Origin of the sequence: Streptomyces sp. NBC_01016 (assembly GCF_026341035.1) — a bacterium.
Classification (GTDB): Bacteria; Actinomycetota; Actinomycetes; order Streptomycetales; family Streptomycetaceae; genus Streptomyces.
In genome coordinates this window covers 2,094,921-2,121,534 of sequence record NZ_JAPEOQ010000002.1, presented here as the reverse complement: position 1 = coordinate 2,121,534, position 26,614 = coordinate 2,094,921, and the positions used below count along the sequence as shown (strand labels likewise).

General features: G+C 69.8%; 24 protein-coding genes and 1 pseudogene. 10 read left to right on the top strand and 15 right to left on the bottom strand.

All coding sequences use genetic code 11. The annotated features are described in order from the left end of the window. Positions 1-31: 31 nt before the first annotated feature. The 5 genes from OG746_RS36410 to OG746_RS36390 all read right to left on the bottom strand — a co-directional run bounded on the left by OG746_RS36410 (position 32) and on the right by OG746_RS36390 (position 5,283). Positions 32-847: a MinD/ParA family ATP-binding protein gene (locus tag OG746_RS36410; RefSeq protein ID WP_266722553.1), complete on the bottom strand. Its 816-nt coding sequence runs from the start codon at positions 845-847 to the stop codon at positions 32-34. Beyond that, on the bottom strand, positions 847-1,434 hold the full coding sequence (locus OG746_RS36405) for an SAF domain-containing protein (protein WP_266722551.1): 588 nt from the start codon (positions 1,432-1,434) through the stop codon (positions 847-849). The genes OG746_RS36410 and OG746_RS36405 overlap by 1 nt, the downstream gene beginning before the upstream one ends. A 264-nt stretch (positions 1,435-1,698) precedes the next feature. Continuing rightward, positions 1,699-2,268, bottom strand: a complete 570-nt coding sequence (locus OG746_RS36400; RefSeq protein ID WP_266722549.1) for a hypothetical protein — start codon at positions 2,266-2,268, stop codon at positions 1,699-1,701. 1,345 nt (positions 2,269-3,613) lie between these two features. Then, positions 3,614-4,123, bottom strand: coding sequence for an ATP-binding protein (locus tag OG746_RS36395; protein WP_266722547.1), 510 nt, complete (start codon positions 4,121-4,123; stop codon positions 3,614-3,616). Positions 4,124-4,905: 782 nt separating this feature from the next. Beyond that, positions 4,906-5,283 carry a DUF6907 domain-containing protein gene (locus OG746_RS36390; RefSeq protein ID WP_266722545.1) on the bottom strand — a complete coding sequence of 126 codons (378 nt, stop codon included), beginning with the start codon at positions 5,281-5,283 and terminating at the stop codon, positions 4,906-4,908. Between the two features lie 391 nt (positions 5,284-5,674). On the opposite strand from OG746_RS36390, the gene cutA reads away from it, so the two are divergent. Further along, positions 5,675-5,992: a divalent-cation tolerance protein CutA gene (cutA, locus tag OG746_RS36385; RefSeq protein ID WP_266722543.1), complete on the top strand. Its 318-nt coding sequence runs from the start codon at positions 5,675-5,677 to the stop codon at positions 5,990-5,992. On the opposite strand, the gene OG746_RS36380 is transcribed toward cutA, so the two are convergent. Continuing rightward, on the bottom strand, positions 5,989-7,284 hold the full coding sequence (locus OG746_RS36380) for a helix-turn-helix domain-containing protein (protein ID WP_266722541.1): 1,296 nt from the start codon (positions 7,282-7,284) through the stop codon (positions 5,989-5,991). The two genes, cutA and OG746_RS36380, sit on opposite strands and share 4 nt — an antisense overlap. A gap of 219 nt (positions 7,285-7,503) precedes the next feature. Between OG746_RS36380 and OG746_RS36375 the strand changes: the two genes are divergently transcribed. From OG746_RS36375 to OG746_RS36345, 7 genes are all read left to right on the top strand, one after another. Further along, a complete protein-coding gene (locus tag OG746_RS36375) occupies positions 7,504-7,932 on the top strand; it encodes an ATP-binding protein (protein ID WP_266722539.1) in 429 nt (142 codons plus the stop codon). A 64-nt stretch (positions 7,933-7,996) separates the two neighbouring features. Further along, positions 7,997-8,479, top strand: a complete 483-nt coding sequence (locus tag OG746_RS36370; protein ID WP_266722537.1) for an ATP-binding protein — start codon at positions 7,997-7,999, stop codon at positions 8,477-8,479. 155 nt (positions 8,480-8,634) lie between these two features. Beyond that, entirely contained in the window at positions 8,635-9,672 is a 1,038-nt protein-coding gene (locus OG746_RS36365; protein WP_266722535.1) for a radical SAM protein, read from the top strand. Next, on the top strand, positions 9,669-10,304 hold the full coding sequence (locus OG746_RS36360; protein WP_266722533.1) for a dTMP kinase: 636 nt from the start codon (positions 9,669-9,671) through the stop codon (positions 10,302-10,304). The genes OG746_RS36365 and OG746_RS36360 overlap by 4 nt, the downstream gene beginning before the upstream one ends. Next, the gene (locus tag OG746_RS36355) at positions 10,297-10,776 is read left to right on the top strand and encodes a hypothetical protein (RefSeq protein ID WP_266722532.1); all 480 of its coding nucleotides are present in this window, start codon (positions 10,297-10,299) and stop codon (positions 10,774-10,776) included. The genes OG746_RS36360 and OG746_RS36355 overlap by 8 nt, the downstream gene beginning before the upstream one ends. 5 nt (positions 10,777-10,781) lie before the next feature. Continuing rightward, positions 10,782-11,579, top strand: coding sequence for an STM4013/SEN3800 family hydrolase (locus tag OG746_RS36350; RefSeq protein ID WP_266722530.1), 798 nt, complete (start codon positions 10,782-10,784; stop codon positions 11,577-11,579). An 18-nt stretch (positions 11,580-11,597) separates the two neighbouring features. Further along, positions 11,598-12,026, top strand: coding sequence for an NUDIX hydrolase (locus tag OG746_RS36345; protein WP_266722528.1), 429 nt, complete (start codon positions 11,598-11,600; stop codon positions 12,024-12,026). Positions 12,027-12,055: 29 nt separating this feature from the next. Here OG746_RS36345 and OG746_RS36340 read toward each other — a convergent pair. Further along, a pseudogene (locus tag OG746_RS36340) lies at positions 12,056-12,252 on the bottom strand (transposase family protein); the annotation flags it as partial. Between the two features lie 284 nt (positions 12,253-12,536). On the opposite strand from OG746_RS36340, the gene OG746_RS36335 reads away from it, so the two are divergent. Then, a complete protein-coding gene (locus OG746_RS36335) occupies positions 12,537-13,526 on the top strand; it encodes an ABC transporter ATP-binding protein (RefSeq protein WP_266722527.1) in 990 nt (329 codons plus the stop codon). After that, entirely contained in the window at positions 13,523-14,341 is an 819-nt protein-coding gene (locus OG746_RS36330) for an ABC transporter permease (RefSeq protein WP_443063170.1), read from the top strand. The genes OG746_RS36335 and OG746_RS36330 overlap by 4 nt, the downstream gene beginning before the upstream one ends. Before the next feature lie 74 nt (positions 14,342-14,415). Here the strand turns inward: OG746_RS36330 and OG746_RS36325 are convergent, their stop codons facing one another. Genes OG746_RS36325 through OG746_RS36290 form a run of 8 tightly spaced genes read right to left on the bottom strand, consistent with a single transcriptional unit; the run spans position 14,416 to position 26,598 of the window. Beyond that, positions 14,416-15,606: an FAD-dependent monooxygenase gene (locus tag OG746_RS36325; RefSeq protein WP_266722525.1), complete on the bottom strand. Its 1,191-nt coding sequence runs from the start codon at positions 15,604-15,606 to the stop codon at positions 14,416-14,418. After that, a complete protein-coding gene (locus OG746_RS36320) occupies positions 15,603-16,826 on the bottom strand; it encodes an FAD-dependent monooxygenase (RefSeq protein ID WP_266722524.1) in 1,224 nt (407 codons plus the stop codon). Before OG746_RS36320 ends, OG746_RS36325 begins: the two co-directional genes overlap by 4 nt. After that, on the bottom strand, positions 16,823-17,749 hold the full coding sequence (locus OG746_RS36315; RefSeq protein ID WP_266722522.1) for a thiopeptide-type bacteriocin biosynthesis protein: 927 nt from the start codon (positions 17,747-17,749) through the stop codon (positions 16,823-16,825). Before OG746_RS36315 ends, OG746_RS36320 begins: the two co-directional genes overlap by 4 nt. Positions 17,750-17,763: 14 nt before the next feature. After that, the gene (locus tag OG746_RS36310) at positions 17,764-19,296 is read right to left on the bottom strand and encodes a nitroreductase family protein (protein WP_266722520.1); all 1,533 of its coding nucleotides are present in this window, start codon (positions 19,294-19,296) and stop codon (positions 17,764-17,766) included. Further along, positions 19,274-21,223, bottom strand: coding sequence for a TOMM precursor leader peptide-binding protein (locus OG746_RS36305; RefSeq protein WP_266722519.1), 1,950 nt, complete (start codon positions 21,221-21,223; stop codon positions 19,274-19,276). The genes OG746_RS36310 and OG746_RS36305 overlap by 23 nt, the downstream gene beginning before the upstream one ends. Next, positions 21,213-22,874, bottom strand: coding sequence for a hypothetical protein (locus tag OG746_RS36300; protein WP_266722518.1), 1,662 nt, complete (start codon positions 22,872-22,874; stop codon positions 21,213-21,215). The genes OG746_RS36305 and OG746_RS36300 overlap by 11 nt, the downstream gene beginning before the upstream one ends. A gap of 2 nt (positions 22,875-22,876) precedes the next feature. Then, complete coding sequence (locus OG746_RS36295; protein WP_266722516.1) at positions 22,877-25,480, bottom strand: lantibiotic dehydratase family protein; 2,604 nt, start codon at positions 25,478-25,480, stop codon at positions 22,877-22,879. Then, positions 25,477-26,598 (bottom strand): hypothetical protein, encoded by a 1,122-nt coding sequence (locus tag OG746_RS36290; protein ID WP_266722515.1) that lies wholly within the window; start codon positions 26,596-26,598, stop codon positions 25,477-25,479. Before OG746_RS36290 ends, OG746_RS36295 begins: the two co-directional genes overlap by 4 nt. Positions 26,599-26,614: the final 16 nt, after the last annotated feature.

Below are 26,614 nucleotides of genomic sequence, written 5' to 3'. Positions count from 1 at the left end.
TCATCCACCACGCTCAACGCCTCCTGCCGCCTCACCGCTCCTCCCTCACAGCCGACGCAGTGCTGGGCCAGGCACGGCCGGCGAGCTGCGCCAGCTCACCCCCGACCTTCCCCGCCACGCCCTCGTCCGCGCCCACCAGGCGCGCCGCCAGTGCGCGCGCCCCGGCGGTCAGCGGCGAGCGCCGCCACCGTCTGCGCCCCACCCGCCCCCGTCCGTCCAGGGCAGCTGCCACCCGCGCGTCCCAGCCCAGCAGATGCACCCGCTCACGACGCACCTTCAACGCCTCGGCGATCTCCACCTGGGGGTACGAACAGGGGCCCATCACGACCAGCTCCGCAGGGACTTCGGCCAGCCACTCCCCGCGCACCGCGACATGCACCAGCGGTTCGGCCCGCCCCCGGCACACGATCACCAGCCGGTCCGCGGCCCGCGCCAGGTGACGCGAGGGCCCCTCCGTCAGCCGCCCCAGATCGAGCAGCACCACGCCTTCGTCCGTCTCACCGCCCCGCAGCGCATGCAGGCACGAGGCGATCTCCGCGACACACGACGCGGCCTGCTCCGCACCCGACGGCGCCACCACCACCCGCAGCCCGCCGGGCGCCTGAAGCACGCAGGCCTCCAACTCCTTGCCGACCGAGTCCCGCCGCGCCCCGGCCGCGAGCATCAACAAGCCCTCATTCTCAGGAAGTCCGAACCGTGTCGCGAGATCACCACCCGACACGTCGGCCTCGACCACCACCGGCTGCGCCCCTCCCTGCGCTGTCGGCCACGCGGCGGCCAGCGACAGTGTCAATGCCGTCACCCCCGGCGCCCCGCTCAGTGACCCCACCGCGACGAGTCTGCGCATCACGGCACCTCCGTCACGGCAGGACCGAGCACCGCGATCCGCGGATCGGTGATCCGCGCCGCGTCCCGCACCGCCGCCGAATCCACCAGCACCGTGACCGCCCCCTTGTCCGAGGCCGCCTGCGGGCGACTGACCGCGTTCACCACCCCCACCAGCGGGTCCGCCGCCTGCTTCTCCTCCTCTTCCGCGACGCGGCCACCAGGCGGCACTCCCGGTACCAGCGCGACCCGCTGCCCGGCACTCAACCCGTCGGGAAGCATCTCCGCCTCCACCGCCACCACGATCTGCGCCTTGCCACTCGGCGGAAACGCCGCCGCACGCCCCGCCTGCCCCGGCCCCAGCAACGTCCCGGCCGCCAGCGGAAGCACCGCCCGCCGCCCCACCACCGCGCCCCGCTGTCCTGCCGGAACCACCTGCGAGGCGTCATCGAACCCCAGCCGGACCACCCCCAGATCGTCCGCCCGAATCACCTCACCCGCCGCCACCGGCCGCACCACAGACAACACCGCAGCCCGCTCGCCCGACGTGGAGAGAATCCACGCAAACACCGCCCCGCACGCCAGCATCCCGGCCACCGCGACCGCCACCAGCCCCGGCCTCACCCGCGAACGCACCCGAACCGGATCCCCACCCGGCGGCGCCGCCCGCCCACCGCGCGACTGCGACCGAAGCCGAGCCCACACATCTCCGGCCCCGTTCACCGACCCGGAAGAAGACAAGGAAGTACCCACAACGCACCCCACATGATCAAGAATTGACTGGCTCTCAGGCCCTCAGAACGGGCCCTGCTTCTCGCCGCCCGGGCCACGCCCGGCGCACGAACCGGCGGCTGTCGCCGCGTCCCGCCCCGCTCAGGCCCCGTCCGTGACCAGCGCCTGGGCCTCGGCTACCCGCAACGGCACCTCAGCCTGCGTCTGCAGCCCGGGCACCGCACCCTGCTGACCGCCGCCGTGCCAGTGCACGTCCCACACGATCGTGGCCGTCAGCGTGTAGGCGTCGTCCGGCTGGCCCGCCGACGACCTTCGATAGGTGTGACCACAGTCCGGCGACGACGCATCGGCCGCGAACTTCTTCGCGTACGGCGTCCCCGGCCCCTCGCACACCACGGACGCCCCGTCCCCCGTCTCCCATATCGTCTCGACAGGTGTCGCGGTCGCCGTCACCGAAACCCCCGGCACCTTCACCGTCTTCGAGACCGGCTCCCACACACCCTTGTCGATCCACAACCACGTCGGCACCCGCACCAGCTGCGCCCGCTTCTCATCCGGACTCGTCCGGATCACCGGCTCCGGCATCACCAACTCGCCGACCGCCTGCCGCGCAACCACCTCCACGGGAATCTTCTCCCCGCCGCCCTTCTCTCCGCCACCCTTGCCCGCCAGCTCGGCGTCCGCGTCCTCGGCCCCGAACAGCGGCAACACGCACAGCCCTCCTTCCACCAAGTACTCACAACCCGTGGAATCGACCGTCGGCGGCCCATCGGGCGCCATCGCACTTCCACCGCCACCAGGCGAATTCCCACCCGTGCCCGCGTTGCCGCCGTCTCCCGCATGCCGAGCCGCGCCACTACCGCGACTGCTGCCCCGTTGGTTGCGCGATGGAGGAGCGCCCCGCCTTCCCTCCGTCTTCGCGGCCATGTCGCACCGCGGCGACGCGCACTCCATCCCTACCGTCGGTGCGAGGAAGTCTGTGCTGCCATCTCCACCCGCCCAAGAGACCCCTGCACAGCCGACGACGATGAGTACGCCCACCACACAGACCCGTAGAGTTCGCGTCGATTTTGATGCCGCGTTCCAGATCAACACGTGCCCACGCCCCGCCACGTAAGTTCCGAGACTTTCCAGCCGCGCTTGGTCATCTTCACAGTGGCCTCGGTGAAGTGGTGCCCTCCCGGCTCTGCACCCTCGGAACTCTTGCCCTTGCGTTGCGTGGCCCAGGACGTGCTGTCCACACAGTCATTGATTTCGACGACTCCATCGCGGCTGTCGACAACCTTGGGAGCGACCTCGGCCCCACCAGTCGCAACTTTCCCTGCCTTGCGAGTCTCTCGCTGTGTCAGTCGCAGCAACCCGAGCGCTCCACCCTGCGCGTGATCATTCAGCCGTGGGTGATGCTCGTCCGCAGTCCTCGACGCCGCCGCCGCGTCCTTCCACATCGCTTCGTACGCACGTAGCGCTCCCCGTTCCTCGGCGTTCGCTCCACCGTCGGTGGCGGTGGCCGGTACCGATACCGAAGGCTTCGCCGTCCCACCCTTCGGGCCCTTCGGCGCGTGATCGACACCGCCCCCGCACCCGCTCACCAACAGCGTTATGGCGGCCGCGCTCGCCCCAAGTAGCCCAGCCCGCAGTGCATTCCCCATGCCGAGGCCCCCCGATCTCACCAGCACGAAGTCACCCATTGCTATGGACGGTTACTCTTCGCTTTCTCTGGCGTGACCCGCTTCATCCCCCCGGCGATCGGCCGCAAACCCGGATCCGGCGGCGCCGGTTCCGGGTTGCCGCGTAAGTCCAGGTCAACACGCCTATCAGTGGAGTCCGTTCACCCCAACGGGTGACGCAAGCGCCAGGGCGCACTGCACTTCCTCAGCGCCCCGTCTTCATCGGGCCTCGACCGTGTCACTCCGCCAACTCCATACCTGGGGGCGAGGTTGCGGAGGGGCAACAAACGGAACCCGCCCCGCAGCCGAAAGCCCACTGCAGTCGCCCCTCGGAGTCCCGCTGGACGAACACAGCCGTATGCAGCATCCCCGCTCACTGCGACTGTCTCCTACGGACACCGCGACCAAATGCGCGGCACTGGACAGGGAAAGGCCGCCCACGCCACCTTCACCGCTCCCCGCGCGGTGAAGCCCCAGGCCCCACGGGTCAGTTCATCGACGATGTGCAGCCCCCGCCCGCGTTCGCCGAGCACCGCCAGCAGCGCATCGATGCCGCCGCCCCGCGCGTCGGGAACGGGCCCGAAGGGCGCGGCAGCAGGGAAGACAGGCAACTGGGGCATGTGCAGGTCCGTGTCCTCGACCTCACAGACGTACTCGCCGCTCGTACGGCGCAGCCGGAGGGCGTAGGGCCCCGGCGCGTGTTCGGTGGCATTGGCGACGAGTTCGGAGACGGCGAGCACGACATCGTCAACCTGCTCCTCGCCGAACTTCAGCGGCAACAGAACTTGTCGAAGGGCAGTCCGGGCCAGGGCAGTGACGTTGGGAGTGTGGTCGGTCCACTGGCATACGGTCACCGGTCGGCGTCCCACGCGGCGCGGCAGCGGTGGCTTGCCGTTCATCGACGGCCTCCCCGCGCGGCGTGCCGGGCGCCACCCCGGCGATGGCGTCCGTTGCCCGCTGTGAAGCACAGCCGCACATCGGCCAGGGCATACGGTCCGGCCTTGGCGAACGCGGTGCAGAGCATGAGTGTGGTGAGTACAAGTGGCGCCATGAGCAGGCCCCTCTGACTGATCGCGAATGGAACGCGACCACCACACCGTCGGGCCGAACAAGAGCGGAACCGCCCTCGTACAAGAGCTTTGAGTACATGGGCTGTTGGGCCACGACCGGCGGCTATCCGGTCCCTTCCGCGTTGCCGTTCACCAGCCACCCCGTGGCTCACTCTGGGCGGCGCCGACCCATCTCCGAACCCGCGTCACAGCCGATGAGACTGCGCCACGGTACGACTGCGGCAGTGCACGCCAGCCAGCCTCCGAACCCGGACGAGCACCCACGCCCTCCGAGCAGCGGACAAGGGGCGCCGACTCGCGCGCACCCCCGAACTCCGGTTGGCCTACTGGAACGGTGCGCGCGTACGGGCGCGGGCGGAGGCGGCCACGCTCGCCAACAGCGCGTTCGTCTAGAACGCGGGCACCCTCAACCGGAGCCGTGAGGCCGAAGTCGGCTGGGTCGAGGTCTTCGACGGGCTGGACTGCGGATGGACCGCCCACACCGACCCCGACAAGGCGACAGGAACGCTGGGACGGTGGAGGGGCCGGCGTCGTGTCCGATCTCGCATCCGCGATGCCGTCGCGGGTTTGGGCCAAGACCGGACGTGGGGCTCGACGTAAGCAGAGGCTCGTCAGTGCGCCAGTGACTGCTCGACTTCCATGATTCCGCGCCAGTCCCGCACGGCATGCAGCACGGACTCCAGGTCGTCTTCGAGCCTACGGGCAGCGTGAGGTGTTTTGACGTAGTAGTGAGCCTGGTCGATGACGATCTCAAGCCGGCCTGGGCGCGGAGAACCGTCCTCGTTGGTCTCGGCGCAGAGGGTGACCGTGAAGCCGTCCCACGACGGAGTGCCGCGGGCATCGTCCGGGTCGGGCAGCACATCGGCGGTCTTCGCCATGTGGAGGATGTCGTCGATCTCCTCGCCGGTACGCCTCTCCTCGTCATTGTGGGACGCGCACCAGTTGGGACAGCGAAAGGGGGCCTTTTCTTCATGGGCACTGTGCATCATGAGTGCAGTATCTGATTCTGATTCGCTGTTGCTGCTGATGCTGCCTGCGGGGTGCCGTCCGCCTCCCACCGTCGGCGTAATCCGGTGGTCCGCCCAAAGCAGCACGAGACGGTACCGGGCCGGGACATCTACGGTCCGCGCCATGAAAACATCTGATGACGAATTCAGGGTCCCGATGGGATTTGGCGGTACATGCACGGCCTGCGGCATCGGCCTGGAAGGCCGGTGTGCTACACGATCGGGAAGGGGTGACGTACTGCCAGGCCTTGGACGGGCCCCACAGGCCGAACGTGCCACCGAGGCACTTCATCGTCGTGCGAGAGCTGTCCGCGCGCCCCGAGTGACCGGGTGCGCTCTACCCGCTGGCCCGTGTCGTGCCTAGGCTTGGCGCATGACGAACTATCTTCAGGTCGCCACCGCAACGGCTACCCAGGATGAGGCAGTTGTCCTCGTCAAAGCCGTCGTCAGCAGTCGGCTTGCCGCGGGCGCGCAGGTTATCGGCCCGGTCGTCTCCGCGTTCTGGCACAACGGGGAGTTCGGCACCGGCGAGGAGTACCGAGTCCTCTTCAAGACGCGCGCTGACCGGTACTCCGAACTGGAGGAGTTCGTTCTTGCGCATCACCCGTGGGAGCGGCCCGAGTTGAACGCGGTTGTCTTCGCCGAATCGTCGGAGGACTTTCGGGGCTGGGTCGACAAGAACCTCGGTTAGGCCCGTACCCGCTCCAGTAGGTCATCGACTTCCGGTGAGCCTCGGTGCTGCGCCAACGCCGACAGCGTGGGTGCGAGCCGCTGCCGGGGGCGTACCGATGCGACACCGGCGGACAAGTCGAGCACGCGGCTTGCGGTCACGGCGGCGGCCTCGACCTCGCTCGCGGACAGGTAGGACTCGGCGAGCCACGACGTGTAGAGGGCTTTGTCTCGGGCGTGGGTGTCGTTGAAGCGCGCCAGGACGGCTTCGAGGACAGGGACCGAACGCAGCGGGCGGCGGAGTTCCGTCCAGCACCGGCCCTTCATGATCTCTACCTCATCAGTGTCGACCCAGGCAGCCCAGTCGGGGACTGGGCTGCCGTCCGGTTCCCGCAGGGCGGCTTCGGCCGTGTGCAGGGCCGCCTCTGTCTCGCGTGGGTTCCCTGCGACTGCCTGTGCCCACGCCAGGCGCTCGTGGAGCAGGGCGCGGACTCCAGCCGGTGAGCCCGGCCCCGCTGTCCGGCACGACTCGATCGCTGTGGCGACTGCCTTGGCCCGGTCGGTCGACGAGTGCTGGTAGGCGAGGAAGGCGAGCGCGTTACCTTCGAGTGCGACGTCGCCGGCGGCCTGTGCCGCGCTATGGCTGGCCTCGTAGAGTCCCTGCGCCTCCGGGTGGCGTCCGGCGTCGAAGGCAGCCCAGCCAGCCTGCTGTGCCTGTTCGGCGAGCACGGAGCGTAGAGCCCGCCCGGTGGCTTCGCTGTAGCTGGAATCGCGCAGGAGCCCCCGTGTCGCGTGGAACTCGCCTAGGTAGAGCTTGAAGGTGTCGCCTCCACCGAGCACGTCGTCGAGTCGGCGCAGCCGGGCCGTCCGACGCCGTAGTTGCTCGACATCGCTCGCCCCGAGCCGTCCCCCGGTTTCCAGCGGAGTCAGGGCGATGAGGCTCGCTGCCGCTATCGACCCGGATGCCTTTTTTACAAACTCCCTGCGTCGCAATGCCGTTGCTCCATCTCGGGCTGTGTTCTTCGCCTCCCACGACCGGTCGGCGAGTCCCAGCAGATGCCCTGGAATGCGCAGAGCATCCGCGATGGCGGCAATCTTGTCGAAGGTAGTGACGCTACCGATTCCCCTTGCGAGGGACCCCACGCGTTCCGGCTTGATGTCGCACTCGGCCGCCAACTTGGAGTAGCTGATCCCGGCGTGGGCCTTGGCCAGGCGGAACACCTCGCCGAAGTTGTGTGCCTTGATCGCTGCCCGCAGCTCCGGGAGCTGCAAGGTCTCTTCGGGTAAGGCCGTCGCTGGTTGGTACTCGCTCATGAGGTGCCCCATCGCGCCTGCTGGTGAGCCTCAGTCTTTCGAGGAAGTGATCGAGAAGCCTACCCATGATGGGGGTACCTCCCAGCGGGAAGCCAGAAACCGCTCCTGTCGGCATGGTGTTGTGAACCGGCCAGACGATCTAGTGGATTCGCTGTGGGCGCTGGGGACTTCCTCGTCGACAGTGGCCGGGCCACACCCGATGAGGGAGACACCGTGATCGTGTCTACTGGTGAACCAGTCGCCACGGCCCCCGTGGTGGCCGAGTGGTCCATGGACTACACGATGGTGGACCAGGTGGTGCCGCTGGTGCGGCTCCACGCCCGGCGCCAGCTGGTGATGTGGCGGTGGTCCGGGGATCAGCAGGACGCAACGCTCATAGCATCTGAACTCGCCACCAACGCCATCAGCCACGGCCGCATGGCCGGCCACATGATGAACGTCCGTCTCGCTGTCCTGGAGGACTGCGCGCTCCTCATCGAAGTGTCGGATCCCGTCCCGGGCCTCTCCCGCTTCCGCGAACGCGGGGGCGCCGACGACGAGAGCGAATGCGGAAGAGGGCTCGACGTCATCCACGCCCTGGGCGGCGCGCTGTCCTGGTTCCTGCGCGATGGGGGCGGCAAAACGGTCCGCGTCCATGTGCCCGTATAGGGATCTCGGCGCGCGGTGCTCGCGCGGGTGTTCCCGTTCGACCCATGTTTGGGGAGGCACCAGCATGCCTGCACAGACCAGCACGGCACCCAAGGCCGCATCGGCAGAACTGCCGTGGCCGACCTCGGTCGAGCGGACCGTCAGCCCTGCCCCTGAAGAGGTGCGCGCCATACGTCTCGAGAGCACGCAGTGGCTTACGGGCTCGTGCCGCATGCCGAGGCACCGCGTCGAGCTTCTTGCGGTGATCGTGTCGGAGCTGATGACCAATGCGCTCCTGCACAGCAGGGCCGACAGACCGGTCACGTACCGCAGCTGCAGCCCTGAGCCCGGGGTCGTCCGCATCGAGGTGGACGACGCCACGCCGGCGACCGTCCCGTCTCCCCAAGCCGCCCGCGAATACGCCGAGTCGGGCCGGGGCTTGTTTCTCGTCGACGCGTTGATCGGTGAGTTGGACGGCACGTGGGGATTCAGTCCGGACGGTTCCGTGGCCTGGTGTCTCGTATCCGTCGAGGACATCCCTGCCGTCGGGACGAGTCAGCACATGTGATCGCTCCCCGTCGGTTCCTCCCCTGTTGTCGCGTCTATCGAGAATCAGCCTGCTCACCTGCGCCCGCCCCATATACGAGGGCGTGGCCCAGCCCTGCCCGCATCCAACTCGGTGACGACCAAGCCCGATTCACCATTCCCCCGGAGGTCTCGTCCATGTCCATTCCCTTGCGTCTCTCCTCGCCCGGGCATCCCGGCGGTGAGGCCGACTTCACCGCGCTGCGCAACTTCGCCGCGCTCCGAGGTCAACTGCGGGTCTCCTTCACGCCGCACTGCAATGCCCTGTGCTGGTTCTGCCACAACGAAGGGGATGTACCGCCCCCCGAGGCTCACCGCGATCGCAGCAACAAGCCGCGCGAGCGGAAGTTCGACGCGTCCGCGTACGTGAAGACCATCACCGGTCTCATGGACGCCGGCCTCAAGCGCGTCTACTTCACCGGTGGCGAGCCCCTCCTCTCCCGCTGGGCACGCCCCGTCCTGGAACAGCTCCCCCGGTCCGCACCGGATTCCTCATACACGCTGATCACCAACGGTCTGCTGGTACGACGCAACCAGGCATGGCTGGCAGGCGCACCACTCGACAAGGTGAAGGTGTCGCTGCACTACTTCTCCGACGAGTCGCTGATGGAGATCGCGCGGGTTCCGCACGGCATCGGCGCCGTCCTCGACGGCATCGAGGCGGCCCGCGAGGTCATGCCCCGCGTCGAGCTGAACACCCTGCTGCAACGCCAGAACCAGCACGAAATCGCAGCGATCCTCGACTATGCGCTGGAACGGCGGATGCCGGTGCAGCTCATTGAACTCGTCGACACCGGCTTCAACAGCCAGCACGCCGACGCTGCCGTCTCCGCGGACGACGCGATCCGCTACCTGCGCACACTCACCAGCGACGAGCACACGGAAATCGCCGGCGTCGGGCAAGGACGGCGTGTCTTCCGCGTCGACGGGATCGAGATCGACGTCATCCACCGCGATCTCGGCCGACATCACGTCGGCCAGTGCGGAACCTGCCCTGTGCGCTCCCAGTGCATCGAGGGGTTCTGGGCTCTGCGCGTCGACCACGGCGGCGGCCTCCAGCCCTGCCTGCTCCGCGACGACCTGCGCATGGACCTACGCGAGCACCTTGACGATCCACATGCTCTGGCAACCGCCGTCGCCCAACACGTCACCGCCTTCACGGAAGGAACCCTGTGAACCTGCCTCTCGCGTATACGCCACGCACCTACGGCGACACCGAGCATCCGTTCATCGCCCTGGAAGGCCCCTCAGGCATGGGGAAGTCCACGCTGGAAAATCTCCTCACCCACCGGCTCCAGGCCATGAGCCTGCACACTCTCCCCCGGCCCCACAACGACTGGTCAAAGGCCGCCAACAGCCACCTCGCACCGCTGCCCCAGCTGTGCTTCTACCTCTCCGGCCTGCTGCACTCCTCCGACTGCGTCCGCACGGCCCGCAGCGCCACCCCGGTCATTGCCGACCGCTACCAGTCCTCCGTCCTCGCCTGCCATGCCGCCGCCCACGGCATCCCCGTCGAGCAGGTCCGCCAACTCGCCGCCCCGTTCCTGCCCTACATCGTCCAGCCCACCCACACCTTCTACCTGCGCTGCCGCACAGAGACCCTGCAGGCCCGCATGCGCACCAAGAGCGACCTCAAACAAGACGACACCGACCTGCTCACCGTGCCCGGCCGCCTCGACCAGGTCCTCTTCAACTTCGAAGCTGTCGCATCCCAGGACCCGAGCGCCATCTGGATCGACACCGACGACAAGACGCCCGACCAAGTCGCCCACGAGATCCTGCACACCCTGGAGCGCACCCGTGCTTAACCCGATCGACGCCAAAGCCGTCATCCGCGACGGCTGTGCCACGGGCCACCACCCCAGCCAGATCCATGCCGGCGTCGCCTGGTGGCTCGGCGCCTGCCTCGTAGTCACCCAGAAGGCCTCCCATGTCGTCGTCGCCCACGACGGAGAGGCGATCAGCGCCCAGTACGCGACGCGCTTCGCCCGCGGCGCCATCAACGCACTGCACTACAAGTGCCTCGTCACCGCCCTGCAGGAACCAACCGAGCCCGACGAACTCGGCCTGGTGACAGCTGACTTGGGTTCCGTTCCGAGCGCACACATCAGCACGACCCCCTCCGCCGAGGTCACCGTCGCGCTGTTCGACGCCGACGGCAAGCCACTCACCGAGGAATCCGGACTCGCCGCCATCCGAGACCTCATCGCACAGGACCGCGTCCCGATCCCCGTCAACGACGCCGCCCGCGGAACGATCGAGTATCGGGGAAAGGCCTGATCTGCGTGCACATCAACGCCGCCGAAATCATCGGCACCGGCACGCCGATCCTCTTCGTCACCCTCGACTCACTGCGCTACGACGTCGCTACCACGGCACTCACGCAGGGCCGGACGCCGCACCTGGCCCGCCTCCTGCCGAACGGGACCTGGGAACGGCGCTGGACACCCGGCACCTTCACCCTCCCCGCGCACATCGCCTTCTTCTCCGGATTCCTGCCCAAGCTGCCCTCCCCACAGCAGCCACCCCGGCTGTGGGAATGCCGACCGCCCGCCTTCAAAGAAGTCGACAAGCAAACCTTCGTCTTCGACGCCCCCAACCTCCTGTGCGGCCTCAACGCCCACGGATACCGCACCGTATGCGTCGGCGGCGTCACCTACTTCTCACGCGAGACCCCGCTCGGCAACGTGCTGCCCGACCTGTTCGACGAAGACCACTGGCGCCCCGAGTTCGGCTCGCCCGAGCCCGACTCCACCCGCCACCAAGTCGACACGGCCCTCGACCTCGCCGCCCAATACGCCGAGCACCCGCTCTACTTGTTCGTGAACATCTCGGCAACCCACGTCCCACACGGCCACTACCTCGACGAACACGCCGACACAGCGGCCTCGCAACAGGCCGCCCTGGCCTACGCCGACGCACACCTCGGACGCCTCATCGACCGCCTCACCGCCACCCGCCCCTGGCTGATCATCCTGTGCGCCGACCACGGGGACGCATACGGCGAGGACGGCTTCCACGGCCGCGGCATCGCCCACCCCACCGTCACCACCGTGCCGTTCGCCGCCTGGCTCACAGCGTGACCGCTACGCTCACCGCCCATGAGCGATGCACCCGCCCGCGACGCATCCGTCGTCGCAGCCCTCGACAACACCGGCAAAGTCGCCATCCTCAGCGCCCCCTTCCCCGGCCACGGCGGCGACTTCCTGTTCCTCCCCGGAGGACGACGCGAAGACGGCGAAGACGCACTCACCTGCGCAAAGCGTGAACTCAAAGAAGAGGCCGGCGTCACCGCATCGTCCTGGACCGCCCTGGGCAACTACGCCATGACACTGGCCTCAACCGCCCGCATCCACCTCTTCCTCGCCCAGAACCTGCACCTCGGACCACAGCAACTCACCGACACCGAGCAGGACTTCAAACTCGACTGGTGGCCGCTCAACTCCGCCCTCGACGCAGCCGAACACGGACGCTTCCTGCTACCAGCCGGCCCCCTCACACTCCTCCTCACGGTGAGGCGCACCAGCTGAGGTGAGGAGTTTTCATCCTGCCGCGGCTGCGAGATGACGGCCTTGACGCTCACGGTGATGCGCTTGGTGCTGCAGCGCAGTTTGCGCAGGAGGCGCCAGCACTTGAGCGTGGCCATGGCTGCTCGCCGACGCATCGGATCTTGGCGTGGGTGGTGTTGTGGCGACGTTGCCGTCGCTTGAACGGGATTCGGACGTTGCAGGCCGCGCCTTGATACGCCTTATCGGCACAGCGCTTGAGGCGTAGCGGGTGTCCCGCTCAACGATCAGAACCACGATCGAGTCATCACGAACCGAGGAGGATCGGACCTGAGTCCTCTCAGCGCCTCTCCCCCAACCCGACTTCGCGATTGACAACTGTCCTCCTTTTCATGACGCACGTCACCGACCGTTCCAGACGGCCCCTTTCCGGCCGCGTCGTCGCCCTAGCGTCGGAAGCCGCCCGCGGCCCACGCGGAGGCGTTCGGAGCAGGTACGGAGGAGCAACGACATGGACGAACGAGAGCAGCCACGGTGACGGCGGTCGTGGTGGAAGGCCTGCGGAAGGCCTACGGAAGTAGCGATGTACTGCGCGGCATCGACTTCGCCGTGGCTGAGGGCGAGATCTTCGCACTGTTGGGTCCCAACGGCGCGGGCAAGACGACCACCCTGGAGATTCTGGAGGGTTTCCGCGGCCGGGACACGGGCCGGGTGGAGGTGCTCGGCGTGGACCCCCAGGCCCCCGAGGCCAGTGGTGAGTTGCGGGAGCGGGTCGGGGTGGTCCTGCAGGACAACCCCGTCGAACCGTATCTCTCCGTGCGCGAGACAATCGCGCGAGATGCCGGGTATTACCGGGCGCCCCGGGACGTCGACCAGGTCATCGAACTGGTCGGTCTGCAGGAGAGGCGGGGTGCCAGGGTCAAAGACCTGTCCGGCGGGCAGAAGCGGCGTCTGGACCTGGCACTCGGCGTGGTCGGAGACCCGCGGCTGCTGTTTCTCGACGAGCCCACCACGGGCTTCGACCCGAGTGCGCGGCGCAGCGCCTGGGAGCTGGTACGGGAACTGCGGGACTCCGGCACCACCATCGTGCTGACGACGCACTACATGGACGAGGTGCAGGCGCTCGCCGACTCCGTGGCCGTGATCGCGGACGGCCGGATCGTCGAGTCGGGCACGCCGGCCAAACTCGGCGGGAGGGACCGTGCACTCGCCAGGATTCGTTTCGAACTGCCGGAAGCCACGGAACTTGCGGACCTGCCGGTGTCGAGGGGCCTGACGGTGAAGGACGGCCTGGTGCACATCGAAGTGCCAGAACCTACCGCCCTGTTGCACTCCTTGACCGGATGGGCACTGAGCCAAGGCACGACGCTCGAGCGACTGTCCGTCGAGCGGCCTTCGCTGGAGGACGTCTACCTCGACATCACCCGCTCCTTCGAGAACAGCGAAGCCGACAAGGTCGGTGGAGTCGGAGAGCCTCAGCAGTCCGGCGCGCGTCGGCGCCGACGGAACCGGAGCCGCACATGACCGTCTCGACGTCGGCTCCCGCGGCCGCCACCTCCCTTCCTGCGGGCCCAGCGGGCCGCGGGCGCGCACGCCTCGTGATGCATCAGATCCGTTACGAGCAGCTTTCCTTCTGGCGCAATCCGCAGGCCACGGTCTTCACGTTCTTGCTGCCGGTGCTCGTCGTCACCATCTTCGGCGCGGTGTTCGGCGGCACCGAGAAGTCCGACTTCTACTTCGGCCTGTCCGGGATGGAGTACTACACACCGACGATCGCAGCGGTCTCCGTACTAGGAGCCTGCTACGGCCAGTTGGCCATCGTGCTGTCGACCCGGCGGCAGACCGGGATGCTCAAGCGGCTGCGCACGACCCCGCTTCCGGCCTGGATCTACTTCGTCGGACTGCTGGCTCACTGTGTGCTGGTCAGCGTCATCGATATCGTGCTGGTCATCGGGGTGGGCAGGCTCTACGGTGTCCCGCTGCCCGCCCACTGGGCGGAGCTCGCCCTCATCCTGGTGCTGGGCGCCGCGAGCTTCTGCGCCCTCGGGGCCGGCGTCGCCTCACTGGTAAGGAGTGCCGAATCGGCGCCCGCCCTGGTGCAGTTCATCCAGTTCCCACTGGTGTTCATCTCGGGAAGCTACTTCCCCATCCACGCCGGCACGCTGAACACCGTCGCCGGGCTGCTACCGGTCAGGCCCTTCAACGAGGCCCTGCTGGCAGCGATGACCGGGGCGTCCGGCGGTTACGGCTGGAAGCAGCTTGCGGTGCTGGCGGCGTGGGGCGTGCTGGGCGCGGTCGTGGCCGTACGGCGGTTCCGCTGGGATCCGCGGCCAGAGTGAGCCGCGGACGCACGGACGGCGGGGCCGCCTCCGGGTGGCCCCGCCCTGTCGTTCGTGCCTGATCAGCGGACCTGTCAGCGCCCGGCGAGGGCCGGTGCCGGACGAAGGTCGGCCCGGTAGAGCCAGTCGAGGTGAGAGAGGTCCTGGTGGTGTGTCAACTCGGCGTCGCGGGCCGCCTGTTGAGGACCGTCCGGGAGGTGGAAGGAATCGGCCCGCAGGCGTGACTGCCGGTGCACCTCGGCGGTACGGGGCATCCGAACGGCTTCGTACGCGCGCAGGGCGCCCGGCACGTCGTCACCGTGCCGGGTGAGGACGTCCGCCAGGACGACGGCGTCCTCCAGGGCCTGACTCGCGCCCTGGGAGAGAAAGGGCAGCATGGGGTGCGCCGCGTCGCCGGACAGGGCGACCCGTCCGGTGACGTACCGGTGGGACAGGTCCCGGTCGAAGAGGTCCCAACGCGTCACCGAGTCCGCGGTGCTCAGCACCCGCCGGACATCCTCGTGCCACCCCTCGAACTCGGCCATGAGCCCTTCGGTGTCGGCGGGAGCCCTGCCTGGGCCTGTGCCTGAGTGCGGGTCGGCGCACACCGCGCTGAAGTGAACCGTCCGTCCGGACGAGACAGGGTAGTAGGTGACGTGGCGACCCGGCCCGAACCAGAACATGACCCGCGGGTCGGTCGTGAAAGAGGGTACGGAGGAGGCTGATACGAGTCCCCTGTACACCGAGTAACCCGCGTGGACCGGCCGGTCGTCCAGCACGGCGGAGCGTACCGCGGAGTGCACTCCATCGGCGCCGACCACCACGTCGGCCGTCACTGATCCGCCGTCCGTGAAACGCAGTTCGGCGTGGCTCTCGTGGTCCACGACGCTGTCCACCGCCCGCCCCAGGGACAAGCCGCCATGTGGCAGCAGCTCCATGAGGCAGGCCTGCAGGTCGGCTCGGTGCACGAGGTGGTACGGCGCCCCGAACCGTTCGACACAGGCGTCTCCGTACGGGGCACGCGACAGCAGCGTGCCGTCGCTCCAGCGGCGCGTCTCGATGGCCTGCGCCGTGATGCCCTTGCGGCGCAGCGCCGCTTCGGCACCGAGCTCGTGGAGTATGCGGGCCCCGTTCGGGGACAGTTGGATCCCCGCGCCCGCCGCGCCGAGCGCTGCTGACTTCTCGTAGACGTCGCAGCGCACGCCGCGGCGGCGGAGCAGGATGGCGAGCGCGAGTCCCGACACTCCCGCCCCGACCACGGCGACCCGCAGGCTGGTGTCCGTCATGACGCTGATTCCCTTTCCTCTGCTGTTGCCGCGCGCTGCGAGGGCCGAGCGCCGGCCTCGTGGCCGTATAGCCAGGCTCGCTCGCGCAGGCCGGTAATGCCCGCGGCGTGCCGCAGCGCCTGGTCCCGTTCACGCTGCCGCGGTCCGTCGGGCAGGTGCATCGTCTCCGAGTGGCCGCGTGATCCCTGTTGGATCGCCGCCGCGCGCGGGGCCCGGGCCTGCTCGTAGGTGCGCAGCCGCTGCGGAATCTCGTCGGTGCCGGCGCCTGCGAGCAGCGAGGCCAGTTCCACCGCATCCTCGACGGCCTGGTTCGCGCCCTGCGCCATGAACGGGAGCATGGGGTGGGCGGCGTCGCCGAGCACGGTGAGGCGGCCCGCCGACCAGGTGTGCAGGACCGGCCTGTCGTACAGCGCCCACCGGCGGACGGTGTCCGCAGCGCGGGTGATGTCGGGCACGAGGCCGCTCCACCCGTCGAAGGCGTCGATGAGCGCGGCGGGGTCGCCCTGCGCGGACCAGGACTCCGCCGTCGCCGCGGCGAGCGGGGCGATCGCCGCGAAGCTCAACAGGCGGCCACCGGACACCGGGTAGCAGACGAGGTGCCGGCCGGGACCGAGCCACATCCTGATCAGCGGTTCCCGTGCCGCGTCGGGCAGCCGGTCGACCGGAATCAGTCCGCGGAAGACGCCGAGGCCGGAGAAGACGGGTGCGTCCCGGACGAGTTCTTCTCGGATCACGGAGTGGATGCCGTCCGCACCCACCACGAGGTCGGCGCGGTGCGTGGAGCCGTTCTCGAAGGTGAGGACCTGCTCGTCGCCGTCGGCGGCGACACTCGTCAACCGGTGCCCGAGTCGCAGCGGTTCGGGGCCGACCAGCCGGAGCAGCGCCCCTTGAAGGTCGGCGCGGTGCACGGCGTAGTAGGGCGCCCCGTACAGCCTTTCGCACGCGGCGCCGAACGGTGTGCTCGTGATCAGGTCGCCCCGGCGGCCGTACATGTGCATCTCTTCGATGGGGACGGCGTGTTGGGTGAGTGCCGCTCCGATGCCGAGACGCTGGAGGTGACAGGCGGCGTTGGGAGCCAGCTGCACCCCGGCGCCGATCTCGGCCATCGCGCGGGTCTGCTCGAATACCTCGCAGGGTGTACCGGACTCGGCGAGGGCCGCTGCCAGCGTCAGGCCGCCGATGCCGGATCCCACCACGGCGATACGCGGGCGGCCGGTCATGTCCGCACTTCCTGGTGGACGGGGAAGGCGCGCTCCAGCCACGCGTAGGTGCGCAGCTCGTCGAAGAGTGTGCGGCCGAGACGGTTGTGGAGCATGTGCACGTGCGAGACGACGATCTGCCCGGGCACGTGTTCTGTTGTGACGCGGATTTCCCGGACCAAGTCGGTCAGGGCCGCATGCCAGTTGACGAAGGGCCCGTGCTGGTCCGGGTCGACGGGCTTGGCGGTTCCCTCGGGGATGTGGCACAGCCGGTCGAGTTCGGCGGGAGTGCTGCCGAGGCCGGCCGCCCAGGCCCGCCAGGCCGTCAGGCTGTGGGCGTAGAACAGGGCCTGTTCGGCTCCGTCGCCGAGGGCGGCGGCCGCGGAGACGGTGGCACGCAGTGCGAGCGCGGAGCGGGTCTGTGGCGTCGACACGTGGGGCAGCAGCGCGACCACCAGCTCGCTCGACCGCTGGAACAACCGCTCGGCTGCGGGCATCAGGGTGGGGCCGCCGTACCGTTCGGTCTCCGGCTCGTAGACGGCACGGTGCACGCCCGGCGGCCGGAGCGCGACAACGGCGTGGTCGCTGCCGTACTCCCCGCGAGCGAGCAGTCCGGCCTCGGCTCGGTACGCCTCCTCTTTGAGGACTACCTCGCCCTCCGCCGGCCGGCCCGCGGTGGCGAGCAGTTCACGCAGCAGCGCCTCCACCCGGTCGTGCTCCGCGGGGCTCAGGTCGCCGATGCGGAGCCGGAGGTGGGGGCCCGCCTCCCAGTACCGGATGAAGAACCAGGGCGCGCCGTCGAGGGTCTGCACCACCGGGGCGATCACATGCTGCACCACACGGTCGAGCAATGACTGTGCGTTCGAGGCCAGGTGCAGGTGCCAGGCGGACCAGGCCGTACCGGTCCCCGTGGTCACCTGCTCGGCCGCTGTCTGCTGTGGCAAGGCGTTCTCCTCTGTCAGACTCTGATGTCCAGCAGCGCATGGGTCGCGTACCGGGGCGCGCCGACCACCGCGGCGAGCGCGATCATCTCGTCGGGATCCAGCTGGAGGATCCGCTGCGCGGGTATCTCGTTGAACGCCCGGACCGGACGCGCGAACATGCCGTACGCCGTGGTGGACAGGCACAGTCCGTGCAGGGCCCAGCCGCACCAGTACTGGGCCGCGCTCCAGCCGTTGGCACCGAGGCGCGCGAAGAGCTCGCGCGGCTTCACGGACATGAACCAGATCGCCGAGGCATTGCGGATGTCGCAGCCCGCGTCCGTGCTCAGCCCGTATCCGTACTCCGCCTCCAGGCGGGCCGCCGCAGTCCGGTCGGCGGACAGCGTGACGGCCTTGCCCGAGCGCACCCGGTGGATGCCGTCCTCGTAGCCGGACACATCCTGGGTGACGACCGTGAGAGCGATCAGATCCGACACGGCCGCGAGGGCCCGCCCCGGCGGCGGGACGCCGAGCCACCCGATGGCGTCCTCGACGGATCCCGCGGTCGTGCGGGTGCGCCGTCCGCTCATTCCGAGCAGCCCGCGAGGCATCCGGCCCGAGTTGCGCCGCCACATCAGCTCGGCCCATGACGGCGTGCCAGGAGGGGGCAGCGCATGTGTCGGAATCGCGGAGGGCACAGGACTTGGGGCGTCGCCGAAGGCTTGGGTGCGGTTGACGCGCACCAGGTCACGGAGCGCGGGCTCCTCGGGCTGCTCCTCCGGCTTCGAGACGTGGCATGACGGGGCAGGGGCCGTGGATCGGGGACCGATCTCGATGACCGCCGGCAGGGACCATTCCCAGCTCGGCGTCAGACCGAGTTCTTCCAGAAGCGCGGCGGAGCCCTCGTGCGGCAGCACCATCCTGGCGGAAAGCCCGAACAGTTCGAGGGACAACGCCAGTGAACGCAGCACGATCCCAAGTTCCAGATTCACCAGGGAGCCACGGAACCACTTGTAGCCGCGAGGGATGCGGGTGTATCGGCCGGTCAGTGCGATCCGGCGCTGCCGTCCGCGGTGGCTGCCCGAGGTGAGCGCGGTCAGGGTGTGCCGCTCGGGTTCGAGCAGGCTCCAGCGTTCCCCGTCGTCCACGAAGACCTGGACGGGGTAGAGGCAGCGGGGGGAGGCGTAACCGCGGTGCGGGTTGTAGACGTTGTCGGGGTCGGCCCATTGCACGCCGAAGGTCGCGACGAGCGCCCGCATCAGCGCTTCGTCGGGGTCCGCGACGGCCACCCGACCGTGTGGGAAGGCCGCACGGTCGAGGAACTCATGGGTTTCCCCGGGCAGTTCGGCGCGCGCCCCGCCGCGAACGCACGACGGGTCCGGCGGGTGCGTGTGCGCGGTCATCGGCGGCTGGTCCACCCAGGTCCAGGGCGGCACGGCCGGTTCGTCATCGCCCGCGCCGAATGCGTACCAGAGCGGCTCGCGTTCGATGTTGTTGTCGCCGAACGGGGCCGGCAGGTCGACGGGCGCCCGCCTGACCTGCGTCGGCTCATGGGAACGGGTGCGGGTCATAAGGGATTTCCCGGTTCTCCTGCGATGTGCCGGCGAGCGCTGCCGCCAGGCGGGGAAGATTCATCAGACGCTGCTGCGCGTGCCCGAAGCACATCGGCAGGATGCCCGGCACGACGGCCTTGGCGACGGACACGCCGGTGTCGGTGTGTTCGCGCGTGGTCTGGTTCACGAGGACGATCCGGTCCAGGCCCGCGGCGGCGTACAGCGCGCGGACGTGGTCGAGGGCTCCGCGCACGGTGCCGCCGGAGGCCCGGCGCAGCGTGTCGGGCCAGCCGGGGAACGCGTCCTGCGTCGTGGTCCGCGGTCCGCCGAGCACTTCGGTGACGCGGGACAGCTTCTCCGGCAGTGTGTACAGCTGCGGATGCTGTTCGAGCTCCACCAGTTTCCAGGGGTCGTCGAGCGTCTCCTCGGCCTCGCCCCGGTTCCACTGAACCTTGTTGGTGACGAGCTGGGCGACCTCGCGCAGGGCCCCACGGATCGCGGTGTCCGGGTTGGCGCCCGAGCCGCCGGAGGAGTACGAGGCCGGAAAGGGGTTCTTCCGGTTCACCACGAGCACCCACACGATCGGCAGGTCGATGTCCTGCCGGGCCACCAGGATGTGGACGTCGAAGCCGCGCGTCTGGATCAGGTCGATCAGACTCCGGTTCTCCGGGTCCGAGATCGAGTCGTTCGCGATCCGGGGCAGCGGCTGCCGGCGGTGCCAGGAGAGCAGGAAGGCGTCCCGTTCGGCGAGTTCGAGCAGGGAGTGCAGCGCGGCCTCCGCGAGGCTCGACCCGGCCGCGCAACCGCTCGACGAGTCGTGGAAGTACTTGCGCAGCGTGCCGGGTTGGGGCGGGTGTCCCGCGGCGCGAGCCCTCCTTGCCTCGACGCGGGCCGCGCGGGCCGCGTGCCGGGACAGTTTGAAGCGCTGTTCGTACTGGTAGAAGCCCGCCTCGGCGGGCACGAGCAGCGGATCGCCGGAGGCGAGGTCGTGTCCCCACACCCAGTCCATGGGGGTGTCCGGCGTGTACGGGAGCACCTGGCAGCTGGGGTGGGCCAGTTGCTTCTCGGTGTGCTGCCCGAGCGTGGTCGGGTCGAGGGCGCGGTCGGCCACCTCGCGGTGGGAGCGCTCGAGGAGCAGCGGGGTGTCGAAGGGGAAGCTGCCGAGCCGTTCGTAGGTCTCGATGATGCCGACGGGGTCGGCCTCGGCGAACGTCCCGGCCCGGCCGTGGCCCGGGGCGGCGGCGTCCGGTGCCAGGCACATGCTCATGGCGAAGGGCACGTTCGACTCGCGCATGATGGCCTGGACGGGCCCGAACCTGGCGTCCAGGAGGCGTCCGCGGAGGGTGCCGGGCTCGATGAGGTGCGCGCCGCCGGCCCCGCGAGTGGGGTCCGTGGACGAGAGGGGTTCGGCCGGCAGCTTCAGGGGCTCAGGGCGCCGACTGTCCTCCAGGACTGACCCGTGGTCGGCGCAGGCCGGGCAGAAGAAGCTGCGCGGGATGCGGTGCCGGCGCACGTACCGAGCGCCCACGGCGTACAACTCGCCCGGCGACAAAGGGTGTTCGGCGAGATTGTCCACGGCCGCGTCGAGCAGGAGGGGCAGCATGGGCTGGACCGCGCGGGGGACCGCGCGGGGTGCGTCCAGCGTGGTCGCCAGGGGGTGCTCAGCGGTGTTGCGTTCGCGTACCTCGGCGCAGCTCGCGCAGCCGGAGTCGGTGCCCGGCACCCATCGGGGCCCAATGATGACCTCGTCGTCGTACACCCGTACCGACACGAGTTCCTCGCCGTTGGCGGCGGCCTTCTCCCAGTGGAGTCGCTCCCAGGCCAGATCCCAGCCGCGGTTGGCGACCACCTTCGCGTCTGCCGAGCTGCCGAGCCGTCGCAGGGCCTCTCCCCAGGGTCGGGCAGCCCCTTGGAACCCGGGTCCGTACTGCTGTTCATCCTGCATGGCGGGGCTCCTGCGTGAGCTGTCGGGCACGGACGGGGCCGGACCAGAAGGGGATCTCGCCGAGGACCGGGTCGGTCCGCGCCCGCCGGCCCTCGTAGGAGACGCCCCGCTCGGCGCCGAGCCTGAGGGCTTGCTCGCGGAGCGAGCCGATCTGCTCCTCGTCCGCGGCGCTGACCGAATCCGTGACCAGCTGGGGCACATCGGCTCCGCTTCCGCGGGCGGCCTCCACCTGCGCACGGGCAAGTGCCGTACTCAGGGCCTCGCGGGTGGCGGTGTCCGCGTCAGGGGCCCAGGATGCTCCCAACGGCTCGCCGCTGTCGGTGATTTCGACGCGGGCGAGGCGCCAGTCGAGGCCGGGCACGTGGAGCAGGCTGGTGGTCAGCGGAGCCGGTTGCCACTCCTTGAGGATGCGGCGGATCCGGGCCGTCTCCTCGCTCTCCTCGATGTCCGTGTGCACGGACTCCGCTTCACCGGCGAGCAGCCGGAGGACTCCGTCGAGGAGCCAGCGCTCCTCGGTCGCACCGGCGGCGCCTGTCGCTCCCTGCGTCACGGTGGGCATGTTCCGCAGGACTTCCAGGGCGGCGCCCACCGTCGCGGAGCGCTGGTCGAAGGCCCAGACAGTGGTCCGGCCGACGCTACCGGTGCGCAGTGCCATGTCCCTTACGGCAAGAGGCATTTGAGGGAGTGTCTGTTCTGCCGGAGTCGCGGCGAACAGGCCTTTCCAGCGGGCAGTGAGCGTGTTGACCCACTCGATGGCCTCATCGGGGTCGGGAAGTGGGTCGGCATGTACGGCGTCCAGGGTCCGGAGCCCGTCCACCGGGTCGGCGCTGTGCAGCAGGACGCGCTCCGCGACGAGTTCGGTGCCGTGCACCACGTGGGCGGCACCGCCCTCGTCGAGCCCCGCGAGGACGTCGAGCACCAGCTGTCCCGCGATCGCCCCGGCCATCGCGTCGGCCACCGGCCGCGCGGCGGGGCCGAGTTCCTCCCCCTGTGCCCAGTCGAGCACCCTGCGATGAAAGGCGCCGAGCAGCGGGGCCTGGGCGGCATGCCGGATGACGGGGCCTACCTGCAGCACGTGGTCGTCGAGGAGAACCGGCACGATGGGTACGCCCTCGGATACCCACCCGGGAGCGGATTCACCGGAGCCGCACCACATTACGACGTCCGCGCCCTCGCACGCCGCGAGGCCGGTACCGTCCGGGGCGAGCACCTGGCCGACGCCGGCGCGGTCCAGTCCACGGGCCGCGGGACGTACCGCGGTGGCGGGGCCGATGAGGACCACATGGGCCGCGCGGATCGCGGCGAACGCGGTGTACGGGTCCGCGCACACGGACTCCACGTAGGCGAGCGTGCCCGCATACCGGTCCCGGTCGGCCGTGCTCGTACGGTCGCCGCGCAGGACGTCCTCGTCGAGCAGCATTCCGTGGTCGCGCAGCCCCCCGGTCAGATGGCGCACGACGGGCCTGGCCCGCTCAGTTCCGAGGGCGGCCACCAGGTCGTCCTCGGTCGTGCCTCGTTCAAGGAGGGGCACGCAAATGTCCGCCAGCTTGAACAGGTGGTCCCAGCCCTTGAGGACGAACTGGGTCCGTGCCCCGCTGAAGTAGACCCCGCCCGGCACCGGCGCGCAGTGCAGATACGGTCTTGCCCTCATCCTCATCGGTTCTCTCCCTCGTAGTGGAACGGGCCGCCCGGCCGGCGTCCGATCTCCACGACCCACTCGTGCGCGTGGGTGCCTTCGACGACCGAGGGGAGCGCCTCCTCGAGGTAGTCGACCGACTCGTCCGTCGTCGCACGTCGGTCCAGCATCTTCGGCAGGACCCTGGTGCTCAGGGCGCTCGCGAGGTCCACGTACTGCGGCTTGTGCTGGAGCCTGCGCGGCAGGACGTCGGCCGGGTCGAGGGTTCGGGGCGAGTCGACTCCGAACGTCGTCTTGAGCACGACCTCTTCGGGGACGCCGTGCCGAGCACGCCACGCAGTCAGGGCCAGCAGCCGGTCGTGTTCGGCGGGTCCGGTTCCCAGGGCCGCGGTCAGGTCCGCGCCGCCGTACCAGCGGCGCCGGGACAACAGCACGTCGCCGACGGAGAGCCGCGGGCACACCAGCGTGTGCTGCCGGTCATGGGACCGGGCCTCGAACCAGCCGTTGAGGAGGTCGTTGTTGAGGCGTCCCCCGGTGGTCAACGACGTCGCCAGTGACAGCGGCGGCGGGAACAGTCCGGGGTGGCCCGTGCCGAGGGGCAGGACACGGGTCCTGCGGCCCTCCGCATCCTCGATGCGGAGCGTGTCCGACGCGGTGTCGTGCACCAGACGGAGCGCGAACCAGTCGTCGGGTTCCATGCCCTCCGGCAGGATGTGCGGGTGCGCGTTCACGTTGAGACGGTGCAGCCCGCGCTCCTCCACCACCCGCGCACCGTCCCACGCGTACCGCTCGGTCAGCCGGTCGGCCAGGTACGGGATCGCCTCGCCGGACAGGCTGCGGTCGGCGTCGAGGAACCGGGAGTACAGCATTCCGTGCCCGGGCAGGCCGTCGTTGAAGACAAGCCGGTCGCCCGCGGCCTGCACCAGCACCCCGTAGCTCATGGGGTCCCGGCGGATCCGCTCGGGCAGGCCTGCGGTGAGTTCGGCCGCCTCCAGCGCGGTCAGGCAGACGTCGGACGCGCCCGAGTCGACCGCCTGCGTGATGCGGGACTGAGTCTCCTCGATGATCCTGCGGCGCAGAGCGAACAGCTGCTGGAGGCTGCCGTCGGCGGTGCCGAGGCCGTCGAGCACGCCGTTGTCACCGCTCGCGTACGACTGCGCCATCAAGGCCGCGCGCCGGGAGATCTCCTGGACCATGGATGCGGCGTGCTCGGCGAGGGGGACGCTAGCCCCGGGGCCGAAACGCTGCACGAAGGCGGCCGTCGTCAGGATGCGCACGTCGTGCAGCCAGTCGAAGACGGACAGCAGTTCCACCGTCGGCCCGAGGTCGGCGAGCGGGCGGCGCCAACGGCTGGAGTCGACGGTCGTGGGCGGAAGGACGAAATCCTCCTCGATCGTGACCCGGGCCGGGCGGCGCGCCAGCTGGCCGAGCTGCGCGAAGTCGGCCTCGATCGCGTCGAGTTCGCGCCGTCGCTCCTCGACGGGTCCACTGCTCAGACGGGGCAGCCGCGACCGTACGTCGTCGAGCAGCTCGGCTCCCGGCGCCCCGGGCCGGGACAGCAGCCGTTCCAGGTCCGCGGCGCCGTCCTCCGGTTCGTTGTACGTGCACAGGATGCCTTGGTGAACGCCCTGGAGCACGGCCTTGGCCGCGGCCTGCGCCGTGCACCCGGTCTGTTCAACGAGGTGTGCCACCACGGAGCGCACGGGTCGGGGTCCCATGACCGTGGCGTCCACGAGGGCGCTGACGATGCCCTTGACCGGGGCTGACAGGCGTTGGAAGCCGGACTCGGCGGGGCGCAGGAAGTACAGCGTTTCCCGGCCCTCATCGAGTGCCGAGGTCGGCGCCAGCGACACCCAGGCGCCCAGGAGTTCGGACCCGGTGGCTGCGGGCAGCCCGCCGAGCACGTAGTTGACCATGACTCGGTCCAGGCTGGGGAAGGCCTCCGCCGCCCCGAACTCCACCGACCCAGGGTCGACACCGCCGGGCCCCGGTACGGCGATACCTACTGCGGTGAAGCGGGCCAGGGGGCTGGTGCGCACCATGGCCCGCGTGACGTACTGGAGCAGGCCGCGCTCCGACTTGCGGCTGCGGGCGGAGAGCCGCCCGGGGCCGGCGACGGCTGCGCGGTAGCGCTCGGACTCCTGGTACACCTCGGGAGAGACGAGGGCCAGCGAGCTGCGCAGGTGTTCGTCGCCCAACACGTCGGCGATCCGCTGACGCTCCCGGTCGGCCGCCGGCTCGTACTGGCGGGCCGCCTCCTCGCGGACTTGCCGCCGATCCTCCGTCGCGCGGCACCACTCGGCCACGGAAGGGATGCCCGGCAGGGTGTTCCTGAGGGGGCGGTCGTTGTGGATCGCCCGGCGCGCGGCGATGAGCTGTCCGCGCACGGTGTCTTCGGTGGTCTCCCCGATGAGGGCGTACAGCTCCTCGGAGCACCGGTCGGCAGCGAACCGTACGTCCCGCTCCGCCTGTTCGAGCCGGGCCAACAGGCCGCGGAGTTCGTGGTCGGCGAGGCGGACGCGGCTGAGTGGGTTGATGCGCAGAAGCCACAGGGGTTCCTTCTGCGGGCTGCTGTTCGTCGGCTCCGGTGCCCTGAGGGGTGGTGTCTCCAGCGTGGTCATCGGGCCGCCCCCTGGGTCTGTTCCCACCGCACCCGGCCCTTGTCCAGGCGCTCCTGCCAGGTCTCGCCGAGCACCTCGTCGATGGTCTCGGCGAGCGCGTAGCACATGTAATAGCGCTGGATCGGGGAGACGGCGAGCAGCGGCAGTTGCTGGTAGAAGAGGTTGATCAGCAGGCGGTACGCGGCGAACCACGGCGTCGGATCGTCGATCACCCCGGATTCCACCGCGGCGCGGTGGAACGCGGTATCGGGGTGGGTTCCCTGCGGTACGACCTCCGGCGCGGTGGGCGGTCCCGTGCCGGTGTTGTCGACGGCCGAGTTGACCGCGTCCAGCATCGCCGGAGTCAGCCGGCCGTCCATCACCGCGCTGTCCAGCGTGCCCGTGGAGTAGGCGAACGCGGTACGCCACTCGGCGGCCGCGGGGCCGACGCGCCCGGCGAGGCGCTGCTCCACCAGCGCGCGCAGCACGGGAGCCTCCTTGGCCAGCCGTGCGGCGAACACGGGGCGCATGTCCTTGCTGGGGGCTGCCCAGGCAAAGAAGGCCTCGGCATGCGAGCGGAACGAGAAGGCACCGTGGGCGAGGCCCAGGAAGTAGGAGTCGCCGAGCGCGAGGAATGCCTCCGCAAGCCGCGGGGTGGCCAGGGAGCGGTCCTTCGCCACCTCGTCGATGGTGTTCATAAGCGGCGGGCACAGCACGCCGTGCACGATCTCCGCCTCGCGCAGGTCCCGCAGCAGGGGATCGCGCACGACCCCTTCGTCGGGGCCGAGGAATTCGACGTCACCGTGCTCGCGCATCGGGAGGTACGGCGGCGCGACCGCTTCCAGCCGGCCGAACTCCCGAGCCTGCTCCAGGTACTTCGCCTCGTTCAGCGCCCGGTCCGCGGGCAGCGGGCCGGCGTCCATCCGCTGCGCCACGGACGACCAGGGGAGCTCCTGCCCGAGCGCCCCGCGCCCGATGACATCCACGTGCGGGCCGTGCAGCCAACCTCGCCGCAGCCGTACGACGGCGCCGCCGCTCTCCTGTACGGAACGGGCGACGGGCACCACCGACGCGGAGAGCCACGCCAGTGTCACGGGTGCCCGGGTGAACAGCCGGACCCCGGTGGGCCGGCCTGTCACGGGGGCGTCGCTACGG